Annotated in this window: 30 protein-coding genes; all 30 read left to right on the forward strand. The window is 35.3% G+C overall.

All coding sequences use genetic code 11. The features are described from left to right. Positions 1–161 precede the first annotated feature (161 nt). The 30 genes from rpsL (at position 162) to ABXT66_RS02615 (ending at position 17606) form a co-directional block, all read left to right on the forward strand. Positions 162–533, forward strand: a complete 372-nt coding sequence (rpsL, locus tag ABXT66_RS02470) for a 30S ribosomal protein S12 (protein WP_443644083.1) — start codon at positions 162–164, stop codon at positions 531–533. A gap of 15 nt (positions 534–548) precedes the next feature. Further along, on the forward strand, positions 549–1019 hold the full coding sequence (rpsG, locus tag ABXT66_RS02475; RefSeq protein WP_443644084.1) for a 30S ribosomal protein S7: 471 nt from the start codon (positions 549–551) through the stop codon (positions 1017–1019). 20 nt (positions 1020–1039) lie between these two features. Next, complete coding sequence (gene fusA / locus ABXT66_RS02480; RefSeq protein ID WP_443644085.1) at positions 1040–3178, forward strand: elongation factor G; 2139 nt, start codon at positions 1040–1042, stop codon at positions 3176–3178. 34 nt (positions 3179–3212) lie between these two features. Continuing rightward, on the forward strand, positions 3213–4403 hold the full coding sequence (gene tuf, locus ABXT66_RS02485; protein WP_443644074.1) for an elongation factor Tu: 1191 nt from the start codon (positions 3213–3215) through the stop codon (positions 4401–4403). 39 nt (positions 4404–4442) lie between these two features. After that, the gene (gene rpsJ / locus ABXT66_RS02490) at positions 4443–4751 is read left to right on the forward strand and encodes a 30S ribosomal protein S10 (RefSeq protein ID WP_443644086.1); all 309 of its coding nucleotides are present in this window, start codon (positions 4443–4445) and stop codon (positions 4749–4751) included. 11 nt (positions 4752–4762) lie between these two features. Then, positions 4763–5533, forward strand: a complete 771-nt coding sequence (gene rplC / locus ABXT66_RS02495) for a 50S ribosomal protein L3 (RefSeq protein WP_443644087.1) — start codon at positions 4763–4765, stop codon at positions 5531–5533. Continuing rightward, complete coding sequence (gene rplD / locus ABXT66_RS02500) at positions 5523–6140, forward strand: 50S ribosomal protein L4 (RefSeq protein WP_443644088.1); 618 nt, start codon at positions 5523–5525, stop codon at positions 6138–6140. The genes rplC and rplD overlap by 11 nt, the downstream gene beginning before the upstream one ends. Beyond that, the gene (locus ABXT66_RS02505; RefSeq protein ID WP_443644089.1) at positions 6137–6466 is read left to right on the forward strand and encodes a 50S ribosomal protein L23; all 330 of its coding nucleotides are present in this window, start codon (positions 6137–6139) and stop codon (positions 6464–6466) included. Before rplD ends, ABXT66_RS02505 begins: the two co-directional genes overlap by 4 nt. A gap of 1 nt (position 6467) precedes the next feature. Then, a complete protein-coding gene (gene rplB / locus ABXT66_RS02510) occupies positions 6468–7292 on the forward strand; it encodes a 50S ribosomal protein L2 (protein WP_443644090.1) in 825 nt (274 codons plus the stop codon). A 10-nt stretch (positions 7293–7302) separates the two neighbouring features. Next, complete coding sequence (gene rpsS / locus ABXT66_RS02515) at positions 7303–7578, forward strand: 30S ribosomal protein S19 (protein WP_443644091.1); 276 nt, start codon at positions 7303–7305, stop codon at positions 7576–7578. 9 nt (positions 7579–7587) lie between these two features. Beyond that, positions 7588–7965 carry a 50S ribosomal protein L22 gene (rplV, locus tag ABXT66_RS02520; RefSeq protein WP_443644092.1) on the forward strand — a complete coding sequence of 126 codons (378 nt, stop codon included), beginning with the start codon at positions 7588–7590 and terminating at the stop codon, positions 7963–7965. Between the two features lies 1 nt (position 7966). Beyond that, entirely contained in the window at positions 7967–8668 is a 702-nt protein-coding gene (rpsC, locus tag ABXT66_RS02525) for a 30S ribosomal protein S3 (protein ID WP_443644093.1), read from the forward strand. A 5-nt stretch (positions 8669–8673) separates the two neighbouring features. Continuing rightward, positions 8674–9087 carry a 50S ribosomal protein L16 gene (gene rplP / locus ABXT66_RS02530; RefSeq protein ID WP_443644094.1) on the forward strand — a complete coding sequence of 138 codons (414 nt, stop codon included), beginning with the start codon at positions 8674–8676 and terminating at the stop codon, positions 9085–9087. A gap of 17 nt (positions 9088–9104) precedes the next feature. Beyond that, positions 9105–9311 (forward strand): 50S ribosomal protein L29, encoded by a 207-nt coding sequence (gene rpmC / locus ABXT66_RS02535; protein WP_443644095.1) that lies wholly within the window; start codon positions 9105–9107, stop codon positions 9309–9311. An 11-nt stretch (positions 9312–9322) separates the two neighbouring features. Beyond that, complete coding sequence (gene rpsQ / locus ABXT66_RS02540) at positions 9323–9550, forward strand: 30S ribosomal protein S17 (protein WP_443644096.1); 228 nt, start codon at positions 9323–9325, stop codon at positions 9548–9550. Between the two features lie 25 nt (positions 9551–9575). Further along, positions 9576–9944, forward strand: a complete 369-nt coding sequence (gene rplN / locus ABXT66_RS02545) for a 50S ribosomal protein L14 (RefSeq protein WP_443644097.1) — start codon at positions 9576–9578, stop codon at positions 9942–9944. Then, entirely contained in the window at positions 9944–10264 is a 321-nt protein-coding gene (rplX, locus tag ABXT66_RS02550) for a 50S ribosomal protein L24 (protein WP_443644098.1), read from the forward strand. Before rplN ends, rplX begins: the two co-directional genes overlap by 1 nt. 14 nt (positions 10265–10278) lie before the next feature. Further along, positions 10279–10824, forward strand: coding sequence for a 50S ribosomal protein L5 (gene rplE / locus ABXT66_RS02555; RefSeq protein ID WP_443644099.1), 546 nt, complete (start codon positions 10279–10281; stop codon positions 10822–10824). Between the two features lie 19 nt (positions 10825–10843). Continuing rightward, on the forward strand, positions 10844–11149 hold the full coding sequence (rpsN, locus tag ABXT66_RS02560) for a 30S ribosomal protein S14 (protein ID WP_443644100.1): 306 nt from the start codon (positions 10844–10846) through the stop codon (positions 11147–11149). 14 nt (positions 11150–11163) lie between these two features. Next, positions 11164–11562: a 30S ribosomal protein S8 gene (gene rpsH, locus ABXT66_RS02565; RefSeq protein WP_443644101.1), complete on the forward strand. Its 399-nt coding sequence runs from the start codon at positions 11164–11166 to the stop codon at positions 11560–11562. Positions 11563–11574: 12 nt separating this feature from the next. Next, positions 11575–12108 carry a 50S ribosomal protein L6 gene (gene rplF / locus ABXT66_RS02570; RefSeq protein WP_443644102.1) on the forward strand — a complete coding sequence of 178 codons (534 nt, stop codon included), beginning with the start codon at positions 11575–11577 and terminating at the stop codon, positions 12106–12108. An 8-nt stretch (positions 12109–12116) separates the two neighbouring features. Further along, positions 12117–12479, forward strand: coding sequence for a 50S ribosomal protein L18 (gene rplR / locus ABXT66_RS02575; protein ID WP_443644103.1), 363 nt, complete (start codon positions 12117–12119; stop codon positions 12477–12479). Between the two features lie 9 nt (positions 12480–12488). After that, positions 12489–13052, forward strand: a complete 564-nt coding sequence (gene rpsE / locus ABXT66_RS02580; RefSeq protein ID WP_443644104.1) for a 30S ribosomal protein S5 — start codon at positions 12489–12491, stop codon at positions 13050–13052. Positions 13053–13060: 8 nt separating this feature from the next. After that, positions 13061–13243, forward strand: a complete 183-nt coding sequence (gene rpmD / locus ABXT66_RS02585) for a 50S ribosomal protein L30 (protein ID WP_443644105.1) — start codon at positions 13061–13063, stop codon at positions 13241–13243. 32 nt (positions 13244–13275) lie between these two features. Beyond that, positions 13276–13776, forward strand: a complete 501-nt coding sequence (gene rplO / locus ABXT66_RS02590) for a 50S ribosomal protein L15 (protein ID WP_443644106.1) — start codon at positions 13276–13278, stop codon at positions 13774–13776. A 3-nt stretch (positions 13777–13779) separates the two neighbouring features. Continuing rightward, complete coding sequence (gene secY, locus ABXT66_RS02595; RefSeq protein WP_443644107.1) at positions 13780–15108, forward strand: preprotein translocase subunit SecY; 1329 nt, start codon at positions 13780–13782, stop codon at positions 15106–15108. Continuing rightward, positions 15109–15672 carry an adenylate kinase gene (locus ABXT66_RS02600; RefSeq protein WP_443644108.1) on the forward strand — a complete coding sequence of 188 codons (564 nt, stop codon included), beginning with the start codon at positions 15109–15111 and terminating at the stop codon, positions 15670–15672. 82 nt (positions 15673–15754) lie between these two features. After that, positions 15755–16123, forward strand: coding sequence for a 30S ribosomal protein S13 (gene rpsM, locus ABXT66_RS02605; RefSeq protein WP_443644109.1), 369 nt, complete (start codon positions 15755–15757; stop codon positions 16121–16123). A gap of 23 nt (positions 16124–16146) precedes the next feature. Next, positions 16147–16542, forward strand: a complete 396-nt coding sequence (gene rpsK, locus ABXT66_RS02610) for a 30S ribosomal protein S11 (protein ID WP_443644110.1) — start codon at positions 16147–16149, stop codon at positions 16540–16542. A gap of 47 nt (positions 16543–16589) precedes the next feature. Next, positions 16590–17606, forward strand: a complete 1017-nt coding sequence (locus ABXT66_RS02615; protein ID WP_443644111.1) for a DNA-directed RNA polymerase subunit alpha — start codon at positions 16590–16592, stop codon at positions 17604–17606. Position 17607 lies beyond the last annotated feature (1 nt).

Raw genomic sequence — 17607 nt, forward strand, 5'->3', positions numbered from 1 at the left:
TTTAGTTCTTGACCAAATAGATTGTAAATAATACAATCCCGCAATTATTAAGTTCTGGTAGTAATTTTAAATTAGACGCTAGCTTATTAATAATGATTTTAAATAATAATTTTCGTATGACTTTCATCTCTAGTCATATCGTTTTTACGAAGGAATTAAAGATGCCTACTATTAATCAGCTTATAAGGCATGGTCGAGTTAGATCTGTTAATAAAACTAAAGTTCCTGCTATGCAATCATGTCCTCAAAAAAGAGGAGTTTGTACTAGAGTTTACACAACCACTCCGAAAAAACCTAATTCTGCATTAAGAAAAGTTGCTCGAATAAGACTTACTAACGGATTTGAGGTCACCTCATATATACCTGGAGAAGGTCATAACTTACAAGAGCACTCAGTCGTTCTTATAAGGGGCGGAAGGGTAAAAGATTTACCAGGTGTTAGGTATCACGTCATAAGAGGAACTCTTGATACACAGGGTGTTGCGGACAGGCGTCAAAGAAGATCTAAATATGGTGCCAAAAGGCCTAAGTAAAAAAAGGATAATATAATGTCAAGACGTAGAAAAGCTATTAAAAGAGAGGTCATGCCTGACCCTAAATTTAGTGACGTAATTGTTTCTAAATTTACATCTTGTTTGATGTATGATGGCAAAAGATCTACAGCAGAAAAAATTGTATATGGTGCTTTCGAAGTTATTGAAAAGAAATCAGGTTCAGAAGCTGTCAAAATTTTTCATGAAGCTTTGGAGAATGTTCAACCTCAGCTGGAAGTAAGGTCTAGAAGGGTTGGGGGTGCAACTTACCAGGTGCCGGTTGAAGTTCGATCTGAAAGGGCTCTAGCATTAGCCATCAGATGGTTAATTAATAGTAGTAGAAACAGATCTGAAAACTCAATGACTGAGAGATTAAGTGGTGAATTAATGGATGCTTCTGCTAATAGGGGTGCTTCTGTGAAAAAGAGAGAAGACACTCATAAAATGGCTGAAGCTAATAAAGCCTTTTCACATTATCGCTGGTAAAAAAAAATTAAGGATTAAAGATGGCTCGTGGATATAATTTAAATAGATATAGAAACTTTGGTATAATTGCCCACATTGATGCTGGAAAAACAACAACATCAGAAAGGGTTCTATATTACACTGGAAAATCACATAAAATTGGTGAGGTGCACGATGGAAATGCTACCATGGATTGGATGGAGCAAGAGCAAGAACGTGGAATTACTATAACTTCAGCTGCAACGACTTGCTTTTGGTTTAGAACTGAAGACGGTACAAGCTATGATACTCAATATGGAGCATCTGAAGATGAGGCTAAATTTAGATTCAATATTATTGATACCCCTGGTCACGTTGATTTTACTATAGAGGTAGAGCGCTCTTTAGCCGTTCTAGACGGAGCTGTGGTTGTGCTTGACGCAAATGCAGGTATTGAGCCTCAAACAGAAACAGTTTGGAGGCAAGCTGATAGATACAAAGTTCCAAGAATAGTTTTTGTAAATAAAATGGACAAAATTGGGGCTGATTTCTTTAAATGCGTTGACATGATTAAGGATAGAACAGGTGCTACACCAATGCCTATAAACTTACCGATTGGCGCAGAAAATGAATTTGCTGGTCTTGTTGATTTAGTGTCAATGAAGGAATGGGTTTGGGACTCTGAAGATTTAGGTGCTTCTTGGACCATTCGTGATATTAGAGAAAGCCTTAAGGATAAAGCAAAATCAATGAGAGCTGTACTTTTGGAACTTGCTGTAGAGCAAGACGATGAGTGGATGGAAAAATATCTGGAAGGTGAAGAGCCTGATGAAATTTCGCTCAGAAAACTTATAAGAAAAGGTACTCTAGCAATGGACTTTGTGCCTGTTCTTTGTGGTTCTGCTTTTAAAAACAAAGGAGTTCAAACAATGTTGAACTCAGTTATAGATTTTCTTCCTGATCCTTTGGATGTGCCTCCTTATGTTGGTTTTATGCCTGGAGATGCTTCAGAAACTAGAAACATTGAAAGAAGAGCAAGTGATCAGGAGCCCTTTTCAGGATTAGCATTTAAAATTATGAATGACCCATTTGTGGGATCACTAACTTTTTTAAGAGTTTATTCAGGCTCAATTAAAAAAGGTGATGCTCTATTAAATTCTACTAAAGGAAAAAAAGAACGTGTAGGTAGAATGATGATGATGCATTCTAATAATAGAGAAGAAATAGATGAAGCTTTTGCAGGTGATATTGTTGCTTTAGCTGGTATGAAAGAAACAACAACTGGTGACACCTTGTCTGATCCACTAAAGTCAGTGGTATTAGAGACAATGACTTTCCCTAATCCAGTTATTGAAATTGCTGTTGAGCCTAAATCAAAAAATGATCAAGAAAAAATGTCTACTGGACTTGCTAGATTGGCTGCAGAAGATCCTTCTTTCCAGGTCTCAACTGACATAGAATCTGGTCAAACAATCATGAAGGGAATGGGTGAATTGCACCTTGATATTCTGATAGATCGTCTGAAACGTGAATTTAAAGTTGAGGCTAATATTGGTGCTCCTCAAGTAGCTTATAGGGAGACAATTACTAAAGAGGTAGAGGTTGATTACACTCACAAAAAGCAGTCAGGTGGATCTGGTCAATTTGCAAGAGTGAAGATGACCTTTTCTCCAAACCCCGACAAAGACTTTGAATTTTTAAATACTATTAAAGGCGGGAATATTCCATCTGAATATATTCCTGGTGTTGAAAAAGGCCTTATACAAGCCAAGGAATCTGGTATTATAGCTGGTTTTCCAGCTATAGATTTTAAGGTCAATTTGCATGATGGTGCCTATCACGATGTTGACTCTTCGGTCATGGCATTTGAAATTGCAGCAAGAGCTGCTTTTCGTGAAGGAATGAAAAAAGCTTCACCGGCGTTATTAGAGCCGATCATGAAAGTTGAGTGTGTGACACCTGAGGAGTACATGGGTGACATTATTGGGGATTTAAATAGCAGAAGAGGTCAAGTTAATGGCATGGACGCAAGAGGTAATGCTCAAGTTATAAATGCAATGGTTCCACTAGCTAATATGTTTGGTTATGTAAATAATCTGAGATCAATGAGCCAAGGTAGAGCTCAGTATACAATGATATTTGATCATTATGATCAAGTTCCACAAGCTGTAGCAGATGAAGTTAAGGCAAAACTAGCTTAAGTAATAATAAAAAGTAATAGAAAGGTTCTAAAAGATGTCTAAAGAAAAATTTGATCGTAGTAAACCGCACTGCAACATTGGAACAATAGGCCATGTTGATCACGGTAAAACAACATTAACCGCTGCAATTACAAAAGTTATGGCAGATGCTGGTCGTGCTGATTTTTCTGCTTACGACCAAATTGATAAGGCTCCTGAAGAAAGAGAAAGAGGTATAACTATCTCTACAGCTCACGTTGAGTATTCAACTGAAAACCGTCATTATGCTCACGTTGATTGTCCAGGTCATGCTGACTATGTAAAAAACATGATTACTGGGGCGGCTCAAATGGATGGTGCTATTTTAGTTGTTAATGCTGCTGACGGTCCTATGCCTCAAACTAAAGAACATATATTATTAGCTCGTCAGGTTGGTGTTCCTTCATTAGTTGTTTACATGAACAAAGTTGATCAAGTTGATGATGAAGAGCTTTTAGAGTTAGTAGAATTAGAAATTCGTGAGCTTTTAAGCAGCTACGATTTTCCAGGTGACGATATCCCTATTATAAAAGGTAGTGCATTAGCTGCACTAGAGAATCGTGACGAAGCTATAGGCATCAATTCTATAAATGAGCTGATGGCAGCGGTTGATTCTTATATTCCTCAGCCAGCTCGTGATAAAGATAAGCCTTTTTTAATGCCTATTGAAGATGTTTTTTCAATTTCAGGAAGAGGTACTGTTGTTACAGGACGTGTTGAAAGAGGAATAGTAAAGGTTGGAGAAGAAATTGAGATTGTTGGGATCAAAGAAACAACCAAGACAACTTGTACTGGTGTTGAAATGTTTCGTAAGTTATTAGATTCTGGTGAAGCTGGAGATAACGTTGGGGTTCTTCTCAGAGGTACAAAAAGAGAAGATGTTGAGCGTGGTCAGGTTTTATCTGCGCCTGGTTCAATTAAGCCTTACTCAAAATTCAAAGGCGAGGCATATATATTAAACAAAGATGAAGGTGGAAGACATACACCATTTTTTAGTAATTACCGTCCTCAATTTTACTTTAGAACTACAGATGTAACTGGAGCTGTTGAGCTTCCATCAGGCACTGAAATGGTGATGCCGGGTGATAATATAGCAATAACTGTAGAATTAATTGCACCAATAGCAATGGATGAAGGTTTAAGGTTTGCTATAAGAGAAGGTGGAAGAACGGTTGGTGCTGGAGTGGTTTCAAGTATTCAGTCTTAAATAGTAGGTAATTAATAGTTAAAGTAATGAGGTCAATTTATGGATAATCAAAATATTAGAATTAGATTAAAGGCATTCGATCATAGGATTCTTGATCAATCTACCTCAGAAATTGTTAACACTGCAAGAAGAACAGGGGCCAAAATACGTGGTCCTATTCCTCTACCTACTTCATTAAATAGATTCACTGTTCTTAGAGGACCTCATGTTGATAAGAAAAGTAGAGAGCAATTTGAAATGAGAACACATAAAAGAGTATTAGATATCGTTGAGCCTACTCCTCAAACTGTAGATGCGCTAATGAAGTTAGACTTGGCATCTGGTGTTGATATTGAAATTAAGCTTTAAAGGATAATATTATGCGCTGTGGAGTTATAGTTAGAAAGTTAGGCATGTCTCGTGTATTTAACGATAAAGGTGAGCACATTCCTGTTACTGTCTTAAGATTGGAAGATGCTGAAGTGCTCTCCACCAAGACAGTTGAAAAAGATGGGTATACAGCTGTCCAATTAGGTTTCCACAATAAAAAACTGAAACACACTAATAAGCCAATGCGAGGCGTATTTGCTAAATCAAAATCTGAGCCAAAAGAAAGAGTGGCTGAGTTTAGGGTCTCTGAAGAAGCACTTCTTAAAGTAGGTGACAAATTAAGTGTTAACCACTACGTGACAGGCCAAAAAGTTGATGTTGTTGGGGTTTCTCAAGGTAAAGGTTTTGCTGGTTCAATGAAAAGACATAACTTTGGTGGAATGCAGGCTTCACATGGTGTGTCCATAAGTCATAGAGCTCATGGCTCAACTGGTAACAGTCAAGATCCAGGGAGAACTTGGAAAGGTAAAAAAATGGCTGGCCAATATGGAAATGTTAGAATAACAACTCAAAACCTAACTGTAGTTAAATTAATAGAAAATGAAAACTTGATACTTGTTCAAGGTTCGGTTCCGGGTTCTAAAAACGGCGTGGTAATGTTAAAAGATGCTATTAAATCTAAAGTGCCTGATGCAGCTCCATTTCCAGCTGGTCTGTATTTGTTGAATGATCAAGATTCATCTAAAGGTGTTGATATTATAGCAGACAATAAAAAAACTGATGACAATCCTGAAAACAAAGGAGATCAAGTTGAAAATTAAATCATTAAGCTTAAGTAACAAGCCTGGTAAAGATGTAGAGCTAAATGAAAAAGTTTTTGGCATTGATCCAAGAGCTGATATAATGGCTAGGGTTGTAAGGTGGCAGTTAGCTAAAAGAAGGTTGGGCAATCACTCTGTCCAGACAAGAAGTGAAGTTAAAATGACAACAGCCAAAATGTACAAACAAAAAGGAACTGGAAAAGCAAGGCATGGATCTGGCGCCGTGTCACAGTTTAGAGGGGGTGGAATGGCCCATGGGCCAGTGGTTCACTCTCACTCTCATAGTTTAAACAAAAAAATAAAGCTTCATGGATTGAAATCTGCCTTGTCTGATAAATTTAAACTTGGGAAACTGACTGTATTAGAAGGATCCAAGTGCGATGGAAAATCTTCATCTTTAAAGAAGAAATTAGATGTGATGGGTTTGAAAAATGTTCTGATCATATCAGGTAACGATATAGATCAAAATTTTATTAGAGCTGCAAGTAATTTAATAAATATAGACGTGCTTTCTTACAAAGGTTTAAACGTTTATGACATAATTAGAAAAGACAATCTGGTAATTATTGATGATGCTGTAAAGTCTGTTGAGGAGCGCTTGTTATGAGTATAAGGCCAAGAAAAAAAGTGGATCCTAGAATTAGTGCGAATAGAGCATATCAAGTAATTTTAAACCCTATAATAACTGAGAAGGCTACACAATTGTCTGAATTTAACAAAGTTGTTTTTTCAGTTCCACTTGATGCTAATAAAATAGATATAAAGTCTTCAATTGAAAAAATATATTCAGTTAAAGTTAAGTCAGTTAATACTATCCTGCTTAAAGGTAAAGTTAAGAGATTTAAAGGGATTTTGGGACGCAGAGTTGACACTAAAAAAGCTATTGTTACGCTAGTACCTGGTAACACAATAGATTTATCAGTAGGAGCTTAAGATGGCATTAAAACAATTTAAACCAAATACACCGGGTCAAAGAGCATTAGTGTTAGTTGATAAATCAGATTTGTATAAGGGTAAGCCAGTTAAGAAACTAACTGAAGGATTAAATAAAGCAGGAGGAAGAAACAACTCTGGAAAAATAACTATGTGGCAAAGGGGTGGAGGCCACAAGAGGCGTTACAGAATAATTGATTTTAAAAGAAATAAGATGGACTTAATAGGAACTGTTGAGCGTATCGAATACGATCCAAATAGAACTGCATACATTGCTCTTATAAAATATGAAGATAATGAATATAGATACATTATTGCCCCACAAAGATTAGCGGCGGGCGACAAAATCATTTCAGCAAGTAAGGCTGATATTAAACCTGGTAACTCAATGCCTCTAACTGCAGTTCCAGTTGGTACAATTATTCATAATGTTGAGCTTAAACCAGGAAAGGGTGGACAATTAGCTCGTTCAGCTGGTTCATACGTTCAATTAATTGGCAAAGATCTATCATATTCTATTCTAAGATTAACTTCAGGTGAAGTCAGGTTTGTGTTGTCATCTTGTATGTGCACAATTGGGGCTGTGTCTAATCCTGATAATCAAAATACAAATCTTGGAAAGGCAGGAAGAAATAGATGGCTTGGAAAGAGACCATCAGTTAGAGGTGTTGCGATGAATCCTGTTGATCACCCTCATGGTGGTGGTGAAGGCCGAACTTCTGGTGGAAGGCACCCTGTTACTCCATGGGGTAAACCTACCAAAGGATATAGAACTAGAAATAATAAGAGAACAGATAAATTAATAATCAGAAGAAGAAAAGCATAGGATTGATAAAATGACAAGATCTATTTGGAAAGGTCCTTTTGTGGACGGTTATTTATTAAAAAAAGCAGATATAGCTAGAGACTCAGGTAGAAATGATGTTATTAAAACTTGGTCAAGAAGATCTACTGTGATGCCCCAATTTGTTGGGCTTACTTTTGGCGTTTATAATGGAAAAAAATTCATACCCGTTACAATAACAGAGACTATGGTCGGTCATAAACTTGGTGAGTTTTCACCAACTAGAACTTTTTATGGTCATACAGCTGACAAAAAATCTAAGCGTTAGGATAAATTTATGGGTAAAGAAAAAAATAAACGTAGAGAATTAGACAACGAAGCTAAAGTTGTATTGAAAAATATAAGAGTTAGCCCACAGAAACTTAATTTAGTTGCGCAAATGATAAGAAAACAGAGTGCATCTAAAGCTATTTCCATATTACAATTTTCTAAGAGAAGAATATCTAATGATGTTGAAAAAGCATTAAGATCCGCTATTGCAAATGCTGAAAATAATCATTCCTTAGATATTGATAAATTAATAGTCAAAGAAGCCTATGTTGGAAAAGGTTTAGTTATGAAACGTTTCCACGCTCGTGCTAGAGGTCGTGGAGCAAAAATAATAAAACCATTTTCTCATCTAACAATTTTATTGTCTGAACAGGAAGGTAAATAAAATGGGTCAAAAAACACAGCCAATTGGTTTTAGATTAGGTATTAATCGTACTTGGGACTCAAGATGGTTTGGAGGAAAGTCTTATGCGGATTTACTTCACCAAGATATAGGCTTGAGAAAATATCTATTTGAAAAACTAAAATCAGCTGCAGTAAGCAAAATAGTTATAGAAAGACCTGCTGGAAGGGCTAGAATTTCAATATATGCAGGAAGACCTGGTTTAGTAATTGGAAAAAAAGGTCAAGATATTGAAACTCTTAAACAAACATTAGGCAAGCAAATTGGCGCAGAAGTTAGTTTAAATATAATTGAAGTTAGGAAACCTGAGCTTGATGCAAAATTAGTCGCAGATGGAATAGCTCAACAACTAGAAAAAAGAGTTGCCTTTAGAAGAGCTATGAAAAGGGCTGTTCAAAATTCTATGCGATTAGGTGCGGGTGGCGTACGAATAAATTGTGCAGGGAGATTAGGTGGAGCAGAAATAGCAAGAACTGAATGGTACAGAGAAGGAAGAGTCCCATTGCATACACTTCGTGCTGATGTTGACTACGCAGAATCCACGGCTTTTACAACTTATGGTGCTACTGGTGTTAAAGTTTGGATTTTTAAAGGTGAGATTATGGAGCATGATCCTATGGCTCAAGATAAGAGAATGGCTGGATCACCTAAAACTTCAAATAATAAATCTATGGACCAAGGGTAAACATCATGTTGCAACCAAAAAGAACTAAGTTCAGAAAAGCTCATAAAGGTAGAATTCATGGTTTAGCTAAGGGTGGTACTAAACTTAACTTTGGATCTTTCGGCCTTAAGGCTGTTGAGCCTGAGCGAGTAACTGCAAGACAAATTGAAGCGGCTAGAAGGGCAATTACTAGGCATTTAAGAAGAGCAGGAAGGGTCTGGATTAGAATATTTCCTGATGTGCCAGTTTCTAGTAAACCCGCTGAGGTAAGAATGGGAAAAGGTAAGGGTTCACCTGAATTCTGGGTATGTAGAGTTAAGCCAGGTAGAATAATGTTCGAGTTGGACGGTGTATCTGAAATCGCAGCGAATGAGGCGTTAAGCCTTGCTGCTGCAAAACTACCAATGCACACAAAAGTTGTTAAAAGATTAGGTGAATAGTTTAAAAAGAGGTTCCAATGGCAAAACATAAAGCCAAAGATTTAAAAGTTAAAACTAGTGATGAATTAAAGCAACAATTAACCTTGCTTAGAAAAGAGCAATTCAATCTTCGCTTTCAAGTTACTAATGGTCAAAACGAAAATCCAGCAAGGTTTAAGCATATAAGAAGAGAGATAGCTTGTATTAAAACAATCTTGAATAACATTGTTCCAACTAAAATTTAAGGATAGCTAAAATGCCAAAAAGAATTTTAACAGGTAAGGTTACTAGTAGTAAGGCTGATAAAACCATTACCGTGGTTGTTGAAAGAAAAATTATGCATCCTATGTATAAGAAATTTGTTACTAAATCGAAAAAGTTTGCTGCTCATGATAGCGAAAATAAATTTAAAGTAGGTGATGTCGTGAATATACAAGAATGTGTACCTATTTCTAAAAACAAACGTTTTGAAGTTATATATTAAACTTATTATTTGTTGGAGACACGATATGATACAGATGCAGAGTAATTTAGAAGTTGCAGATAATTCAGGTGCTAGAAGAGTTCAATGTATTAAAGTTCTTGGTGGTTCAGGCAGAAAAACTGCTGGTGTTGGAGATGTTATTGTTGTTTCTATAAAAGAAGCAATACCAAGAGGACGTGTTAAAAAAGGTGATGTTCATAGGGCTGTAATTGTACGAACAGCAAAAGAAGTTAGAAGAAATGATGGAAGTTGTATCAGATTTGATAAAAATGCTGCCGTTTTAGTAAATAAAAGCAACGAGCCAATTGGTACCAGAATATTTGGTCCAGTCACAAGAGAGTTACGTGGAAAACAGTTTATGAAAATAGTGTCTTTGGCGCCGGAGGTTTTGTAATGAAAAAAAAATTTAAAGTAAAAAAAGGCGATACTGTGGTTGTTATTGCAGGAAAAGATAAAGGTAAATCTGGAAGTATTACTTCAATGATAACAGCCAAAGATAGAGTTATTGTTAGTGGTATTAACATTGTTAAACGTCATAGAAAAGCAACACAAGAGAACCCTGGTAAAATAGAAGAGATAGAAGCATCAATTCATATTTCGAACATATCTCACATTGATCCAGATACTGGAAAACCAACAAGGGTAAAATACGATTTCAAGGATGGTATAAAGAAAAGAGTGTCTGTAATTTCAGGCTCTTTATTAGATAAGTGATTTGGAGAAAGTCGATGAAGGCAAGATTACAAGATAAATATAAAAATGAAATAATTAAAGTTCTTAAAGACAAATTTAATTATCAAAACGACATGCAAATTCCTAGGCTTGAAAAAATTGTTATCAATATGGGTGTAGGAGAAGCAGTTAAAGATAGTAAAAAGATTGAATCAGCTGCAAGTGAAGTAGCAGCAATTACAGGACAAAAACCTATTATAACAAAGTCAAAAAAAGCAAATGCTAGCTTTAAGTTAAGAGAAGGTATGCCTATTGGTGTAAAAGTTACACTTAGGAAGAACAAGATGTATGAGTTTGTCGATAGATTTATAAATATTGCTCTTCCGAGAGTTAGAGATTTTAGAGGTATAAACCCAAAAAGTTTTGATGGTAACGGAAATTATGCACTAGGTTTAAAAGAGCAGTTTGTATTTCCTGAGATTGAATATGATAATGTGGATTCAGCTAGAGGTATGGATATAATTTTCGTTACTTCAGCAAAAACTGACGATGAAGCTAAGGAGCTTCTCAAAGGTTTTGATTTCCCATTTATTGCAGCATAGGTTTTATTAGGAGATTATAATGGCTAAAAAAAGTGCTATCGAAAAAAACTTAAATAAAGAAAAACAAGTCAAAAAAAATAAATCTAGAAGAGATAGATTGGTGGCTATTTGTAAAAATAGATCTACTTCCATGGAGGATCGTTTTGAGGCTCAATTAAAGTTGTCAGAAATGCCAAGAAACGGTGCAAAAACAAGACTAAGAAATAGATGTTTAATTACAGGTAGACCTCGCGGGTATTATAGAAAAGTAAAAATGTCACGAATTGCTCTTCGTGAATTAGCTTTATCTGGACAGATTCCAGGTATGGTAAAATCAAGCTGGTAGAAAGGTAATAAATTATGTCAATGAGTGATACACTTGGAGATATGTTAACTCGAATTAGAAATGGACAAACCGCGAATAAGTCTGTGGTTGATGCTCCTGCTTCTAGATTTAGAGCTAATGTGTTGGACGTTTTAAAAAGGGAAGGTTACATACGTAACTTTTCACAAGTTGAAAAACGCCCAGGTATAAACGAGTTTAAAATTGAACTAAAGTATTATGATGGTAAACCCGTAATTAGTGAAATTAAAAGGGTATCAACACCTGGGAGAAGAGTTTATTCTGCCATCGATGACTTGCCGAAAACATATAATGGATTAGGTATATCAATACTATCAACTCCTAGAGGTGTAATGAGTGATAACGAAGCTAGAGCTGCTCATGTTGGTGGTGAAGTTCTATGTCAAGTATTTTAGGAGTAAAAGCATATGTCTAGAGTAGGTCAGGCAATAATTAATATACCCGATGGTGTTGAAGTTAAAAAAAATGAAAACGGTTTTTGGGCAAAAGGTTCAAAAGGCGAGTTAAATACTCCTATAACTAACACAGTAAATGTTACTATAGAAGACAAGACGATAACAGTTGAGCCTAATGATAAAACATCAAAAGGTAAAGCCTTGTGGGGTACAACAAGAGCATTAATTAATAGCGCTGTTCAAGGTGTTAGCGTTGGTTTTGTTAAAGAAATGGAAATAGTTGGCGTCGGTTATAGAGGTGCTCTTCAAGGTAACAAATTAACACTGAGTCTTGGCTTAAGTCACCCTGTAGAGATTGAAGTGCCAGAAGGTCTTTCAATTAAGATGGATGGAAACACAAAATTTTCAATTTCAGGAGCTGATAAGCAAAAACTTGGTCAATTTGCTGCAGTAGTAAGATCAAAGAGACCTCCTGAGCCATTTAAAGGTAAAGGAATAAGATATTCTGATGAGTATATTTTACGCAAAGAAGGTAAGAAAAAATAGAGGAAAAAATGGGTAATTTCACGTCTTTACACGAAAGAAGAAAACAAAGGAATAGAACTTCCTTGAAAAAGAATTCTAAAGGTATGCTAAGGTTAACTGTGTTTAGATCAAGCAAGCATATTTATGGCCAAATAATTGATGATGATAAAGGCACAACTATGGCTTCAGCATCAAGTCTAGACCTAACAATTAAAGGCAAATACAAAAATTGTGGTTCTAAGGAAGTTGCTACTTTGGTTGGAACGTTGATAGCAGAAAAAGCAAAAATTAAAGGTATTACTAAAGTTGTGTTTGACAGAGGTGGATATATATATCACGGAAGAGTTAAAAACTTAGCTGATGCGGCTAGAGATGGTGGATTAATATTTTAGGGGTTTGTGATGGTAAATGTAGATAAACAAAATAAGAAAAATAAAAAAGAAGATACTGATTTAGTAGATAAGTTAGTTGGTATTAATAGAGTAGCTAAAGTTGTAAAGGGTGGTAGAAGATTTGGTTTTGCAGCAATTGTGGTTGTCGGTGACTTAAGAGGCAAAGTAGGCTATGGAACAGGTAAAGCTAAAGAAGTACCTGAAGCTATAAAAAAAGCCACCGATGATGCAAAGAAAAATATGGTTAAAGTACCTATGAAAGAAGGTAGAACACTACATCATGATATGAAAGGTCATTATGGGGCAGGTAGAGTTGTTTTAAGAAGCGCTCCCTCAGGTACTGGTATTATAGCTGGTGGTCCAATGAGAGCTGTTTTTGAGACTCTTGGTGTTCAAGATGTCGTAGCAAAATCTATTGGGACGTCTAATCCACACAACATGATTAAAGCTACTTTTGATGCATTTAAGTCAATGTATTCTCCAAGAAATGTTGCTAATAAAAGAGGAAAAAAAGTAGCTGAAATATTTGGGAATGAAAGTAAAGAAATTAATCAAGCTGCAAAAGTTGAGTAGGAATTATAATGTCTGACAAAAAAACCATCATTGTAACACAAAAGAAGAGCCCTATTGGTAGACAGGCTTATCAAAGACAAACTTTAGTAGGTCTTGGGTTAAATAAAATTGGCAGATCGTGCCAGCTTGAAGATACCCCCTCAATTCGTGGAATGATAAATAAAGTGAAGCATCTTGTAATTGTAAGTTAGCCTTTTGTTATGTGCTAAAACGGAGAAAATTGATGAATTTAAATGAAATTAAGGACAATCACAAAGCTACTAAAGATAGGAAAAGGATTGGCAGAGGCATTGGTTCTGGAACTGGTAAAACTTCAGGCAAAGGACATAAGGGTCAAAAAGCCAGATCAGGTGTAGCAGTAAAAGGCTTTGAAGGTGGACAAATGCCTATCCATAGACGTCTACCTAAGAGGGGTTTTACGAATATTAACAGGGTTCCCTTTGTAGAACTTAATTTAGATAATATAGAAAAATTGATAGCCAATAAGAAAATAAACAATCAGAAAGCTATTACTTCAGAATATTTATTAGAGTTAGGTCTAATAAAAAAAATAACTTCTAAAGTTAAACTTTTAGCCAAAGGTGAAATTAAAAGTAAAATTAATATAGAAGTTTCCGCGGTTTCATCAAAAGCCAGAGAATTAGTAGAAAAAGTTGGTGGTACTGTGACTGTATTAGAAAAAAAGAAACAGGTTGTTAAAAAAGAGAAAAAGTCTGAGGCATAATTTATGGCTAATGAAGGTATGTTCGGTTTGTTAGGTCAAGCCACTGAACTACGACAAAGAATTTTATTTACGCTTGGAGCTTTGATTGTATACAGATTAGGTACTTACATACCTGTTCCTGGAATTAATGCTTTAGCCTTATCAGAAATAGTTGAAAATGCCAATAACGGTGTTCTTGGAATGTTTAACATGTTTTCAGGGGGAGCGTTGGGTCGAATGACTATCTTTGCTCTGACTATTTTACCTTATATTTCTGCTTCAATTATAATGCAACTTATGACTTCAATATCTCCACAGATGTCTCAATTAAAAAAAGACGGGGAATCAGGAAGAAAAACAATTAATCAATATACCAGGTATCTAACAGTACTTCTTGCCACAGTTCAAGCTTACGGCTTTGCAGTTGCACTTGAAGGAACATCGGGATCAACAGGGCAATTAGTTATGAACCCAGGAGTTTTCTTCAAGGTTACAACAGTTGTAACTCTGGTTGGGTCAGTCATGTTTTTATTATGGCTTGGAGAGCAAATCACCTCAAGAGGTATTGGCAATGGTGTTTCTCTAATTATCTTTTCGGGTATAGTTGCCGAACTACCAAGGGCAATGGCTCAAATTTTAGAACAAGGTAGAACTGGATCAATTTCATCAATACTTATTATTGGCATATTTCTATTAGCTATATCAGTTGTTGCTTTTATTGTTTTTATTGAACGTTCCCAGAGGAAAATAATAGTTCAATACCCTAAACGACAAATGGGAAATAAAATGTTTGCGGGCGACTCCTCTCATTTGCCACTTAAAATAAATGTTCCCGGCGTAATACCTCCAATCTTTGCTTCTGCTCTTTTATTATTACCTACATCATTATCATCATTTTCAGGAATGGGAAGTGATAGTTCTGATTGGGTACTTGCGCTCAATTCATATTTTGGAAGAGGGCAACCACTTTATTTGGCTTTATATATTAGCTTAATTGTTTTCTTTGCATTTTTTTATACAGCTATAGTCTTTAATCCTGATGAAACAGCAGATAACTTAAAGAAAAATGGTGGCTATGTTCCAGGGATTAGACCAGGTCCTCCAACATCAGATTATTTAGACTTTGTTTTGACTAGGCTTACAGCAATTGGTGCCACATATTTATCAGCTGTGTGTATTTTACCTGAGATATTAATATCAAAATATTCTATACCCTTTTACTTAGGAGGTACGAGTTTATTAATTGTAGTAACAGTATCGATGGATACTGTCGCTCAAGCGCAATCTCATTTGATAGCTCACAGATATTCAGGTTTGATTAAAAAAACTAAACTACGGGGTGGTAGGCGTTAAATGAACATTATATTATTTGGCCCTCCCGGAGCAGGAAAAGGGACCCAAGCTAAAATTTTAATTAAAACACATGATATTGTACAAATTTCGACTGGCGACATGCTAAGAGATGAAGTTAATTCTGGTTCAAATTTAGGAAAGACAGCGAAATCTATAATGGATAGTGGTGGTTTAGTTTCTGATGAAATAATAATGTCTATAATAGAAGAACGAATTAGTAAACCTGATTGCCAAAATGGTTTTATACTTGATGGATTTCCAAGAACTTTAAATCAAGCAATAGCTTTAGATGATGTGCTAGCAAATAAAAATATTGAAATTGATCATATTATTCAAATTGATGTTGATGAAAAATTATTATTTGAAAGAATTAAACAGAGGGCGGAAGAGGGTGACTTTGTTAGAAACGACGATAATAAGGATGTTTTGATAAAAAGAATTACAGTATATCAAAAAGACACAATGCCAGTTTTAGAATATTATAGAAGTTTGAAGAGATTAAAGACTGTTGATGGAATGCAAAGTATAGAAAATGTATCTAGTGATATCAAAAAAATGTTTTAACTATTATAAAGTTGACTGTTTTTTTGTTAAGTCTATAATTCGCAAAATATTTGTTTAACGTTTGTTAATGAAGGAGAAATTAGTGGCACGTATTGCAGGAGTTAATGTACCAACAAATAAAAGAGTGCATATCGCTTTAACCTATGTACACGGCATTGGGTTAACTGGCTCAAAAAATATATGTAAAAAAGTTGGTGTTACTGAGGATAGAAGAATTAACAACCTATCAGAAGATGAACTTACTAAAATAAGAGATATTATAGATGAAGATTACTTAGTTGAAGGTGATTTGAGAAGAAAAACCTCAATGGATATCAAAAGATACCTAGATTTAGGTTGTTTGAGAGGACTTAGACATAGAAAAAATTTACCAGTAAGGGGTCAAAGAACTCATACAAACGCTAGAACAAGAAAAGGTCCTGCTAAAGCAATTGCAGGTAAAAAGAAATAATCCTAAAGGGAGAGTAATATAATATGGTTAAACAACCAACTCAAACAAGAATACGTCGTAAAGAAAAAAAGAATGTTACAAATGCTGTAGCGCACGTTAATTCTTCTTTTAATAATACAGTTGTAACTATAACAGATATACAAGGTAATGCTATTTCCTGGTCATCTTCAGGAAGTATGGGATTTAAAGGTTCAAGAAAATCAACTCCCTATGCTGCACAATTAGCTGCTGAGGATGCTGGTAATAAAGCTTCTGAACATGGTGTTAAGACTGTAGATATTCAGGTTCAAGGTCCTGGTTCTGGAAGAGAATCTGCGCTTAGAGCTCTTCAGACAATAGGATTTCAAGTTAATTCAATTAGGGATGTTACTCCAATACCACATAATGGATGTAGACCTAAAAAGAGAAGAAGAGTCTAAAATATATTTCATAACATTATATTAATAATTATTTATAGAGAGTAATCATGATTGAAAAAAATTGGAAAGAGATAATTAAACCTTCAAAGTTAAAAGTGAAGGAAGAAAAAAATCTTGAATTTACTTCAACAATTATCGCAGAGCCACTTGAGAGAGGCTATGGCGTAACTATTGGAAATGCACTTAGGAGAATTTTACTATCGTCTTTGCAAGGATCAGCAATTACTTCAATCCAAGTTCAAGGTGTACTTCATGAGTTTTCATCAATCCCAGGGGTGAAGGAAGATTTGACTGACATAATATTGAATGTCAAAGGTATTAAAGTAAGTATGGAATTTGATGGCATTAAAAAAATTCAATTAGATGTGGATGGTCCTAAAACTGTAACTGCTGGAATGATAAGCTGTCCTTCTGAAGTTGAAATAATGAATAAAGATCATGAAATTTGCACTTTAGATCAAGGAGCTAAACTTTCAATCGAATTTACTGTTGAAAATGGAAAAGGTTATGTATCATCTGTTATAAATCGAAAAGAAGATCTACCAATTGGTGTTATACCAATAGACGCGATATTTAGTCCAGTTGTTCAAGTTTCATATAATGTGGATAATGCACGTGTTGGACAACAAACTGACTTTGATAAATTATCTTTAGTAGTAACTACAGATGGGTCTGTGACACCGGAAGATGCAGTTGCTTTTTCAGCTAGAATAATGCAAGACCAGCTAAGTAATTTTATAAATTTTGAAGAGCCAGAAGAAGAGGAAGTACAAGAAGTATTAGAAGACTTACCTTTTAATAAAAATCTACTTCGAAAAGTTGAAGAATTAGAACTATCAGTTAGATCTGCAAATTGTCTTAAAAACGATAACATTGTTTATATTGGTGATTTGGTCCAACGATCAGAGCCCGAAATGTTAAGAACTCCAAATTTTGGTAGAAAGAGCTTAAATGAAATTAGAGAAGTTCTTAAAATAATGGGGCTTGAACTTGGAATGGTTATTGAAAGTTGGCCGCCAGAGAATATTGAAGAATTAGTTAAAAGAATAGAAGAGCCATTTTAAT

Source organism: Candidatus Levibacter sp. Uisw_134_01 (assembly GCF_047717795.1).
In the GTDB taxonomy this organism is placed as follows: domain Bacteria; phylum Pseudomonadota; class Alphaproteobacteria; order Puniceispirillales; family Marisalimonadaceae; genus Marisalimonas.

Excerpts from the sequence above, each read along its gene's own strand:
- tuf (WP_443644074.1), top strand. The coding sequence starts at position 3,213 with ATGTCTAAAGAAAAATTTGATCGTAGTAAACCGCACTGCAACATTGGA.
- rpsE (WP_443644104.1), top strand. The coding sequence starts at position 12,489 with ATGGTAAATGTAGATAAACAAAATAAGAAAAATAAAAAAGAAGATACT.
- rpsJ (WP_443644086.1), top strand. The coding sequence starts at position 4,443 with ATGGATAATCAAAATATTAGAATTAGATTAAAGGCATTCGATCATAGG.
- ABXT66_RS02505 (WP_443644089.1), top strand. The coding sequence starts at position 6,137 with ATGAGTATAAGGCCAAGAAAAAAAGTGGATCCTAGAATTAGTGCGAAT.
- rpsS (WP_443644091.1), top strand. The coding sequence starts at position 7,303 with ATGACAAGATCTATTTGGAAAGGTCCTTTTGTGGACGGTTATTTATTA.
- secY (WP_443644107.1), top strand. The coding sequence starts at position 13,780 with ATGGCTAATGAAGGTATGTTCGGTTTGTTAGGTCAAGCCACTGAACTA.
- rpsL (WP_443644083.1), top strand. The coding sequence starts at position 162 with ATGCCTACTATTAATCAGCTTATAAGGCATGGTCGAGTTAGATCTGTT.
- rpsK (WP_443644110.1), top strand. The coding sequence starts at position 16,147 with ATGGTTAAACAACCAACTCAAACAAGAATACGTCGTAAAGAAAAAAAG.
- rplR (WP_443644103.1), top strand. The coding sequence starts at position 12,117 with ATGGGTAATTTCACGTCTTTACACGAAAGAAGAAAACAAAGGAATAGA.
- rplF (WP_443644102.1), top strand. The coding sequence starts at position 11,575 with ATGTCTAGAGTAGGTCAGGCAATAATTAATATACCCGATGGTGTTGAA.
- rplE (WP_443644099.1), top strand. The coding sequence starts at position 10,279 with ATGAAGGCAAGATTACAAGATAAATATAAAAATGAAATAATTAAAGTT.
- ABXT66_RS02615 (WP_443644111.1), top strand. The coding sequence starts at position 16,590 with ATGATTGAAAAAAATTGGAAAGAGATAATTAAACCTTCAAAGTTAAAA.
- rplV (WP_443644092.1), top strand. The coding sequence starts at position 7,588 with ATGGGTAAAGAAAAAAATAAACGTAGAGAATTAGACAACGAAGCTAAA.
- rplC (WP_443644087.1), top strand. The coding sequence starts at position 4,763 with ATGCGCTGTGGAGTTATAGTTAGAAAGTTAGGCATGTCTCGTGTATTT.
- fusA (WP_443644085.1), top strand. The coding sequence starts at position 1,040 with ATGGCTCGTGGATATAATTTAAATAGATATAGAAACTTTGGTATAATT.
- ABXT66_RS02600 (WP_443644108.1), top strand. The coding sequence starts at position 15,109 with ATGAACATTATATTATTTGGCCCTCCCGGAGCAGGAAAAGGGACCCAA.
- rplP (WP_443644094.1), top strand. The coding sequence starts at position 8,674 with ATGTTGCAACCAAAAAGAACTAAGTTCAGAAAAGCTCATAAAGGTAGA.
- rpmD (WP_443644105.1), top strand. The coding sequence starts at position 13,061 with ATGTCTGACAAAAAAACCATCATTGTAACACAAAAGAAGAGCCCTATT.
- rplX (WP_443644098.1), top strand. The coding sequence starts at position 9,944 with ATGAAAAAAAAATTTAAAGTAAAAAAAGGCGATACTGTGGTTGTTATT.
- rpsH (WP_443644101.1), top strand. The coding sequence starts at position 11,164 with ATGTCAATGAGTGATACACTTGGAGATATGTTAACTCGAATTAGAAAT.
- rpsG (WP_443644084.1), top strand. The coding sequence starts at position 549 with ATGTCAAGACGTAGAAAAGCTATTAAAAGAGAGGTCATGCCTGACCCT.
- rplN (WP_443644097.1), top strand. The coding sequence starts at position 9,576 with ATGATACAGATGCAGAGTAATTTAGAAGTTGCAGATAATTCAGGTGCT.
- rpmC (WP_443644095.1), top strand. The coding sequence starts at position 9,105 with ATGGCAAAACATAAAGCCAAAGATTTAAAAGTTAAAACTAGTGATGAA.
- rpsQ (WP_443644096.1), top strand. The coding sequence starts at position 9,323 with ATGCCAAAAAGAATTTTAACAGGTAAGGTTACTAGTAGTAAGGCTGAT.
- rpsC (WP_443644093.1), top strand. The coding sequence starts at position 7,967 with ATGGGTCAAAAAACACAGCCAATTGGTTTTAGATTAGGTATTAATCGT.
- rplB (WP_443644090.1), top strand. The coding sequence starts at position 6,468 with ATGGCATTAAAACAATTTAAACCAAATACACCGGGTCAAAGAGCATTA.
- rpsN (WP_443644100.1), top strand. The coding sequence starts at position 10,844 with ATGGCTAAAAAAAGTGCTATCGAAAAAAACTTAAATAAAGAAAAACAA.
- rplO (WP_443644106.1), top strand. The coding sequence starts at position 13,276 with ATGAATTTAAATGAAATTAAGGACAATCACAAAGCTACTAAAGATAGG.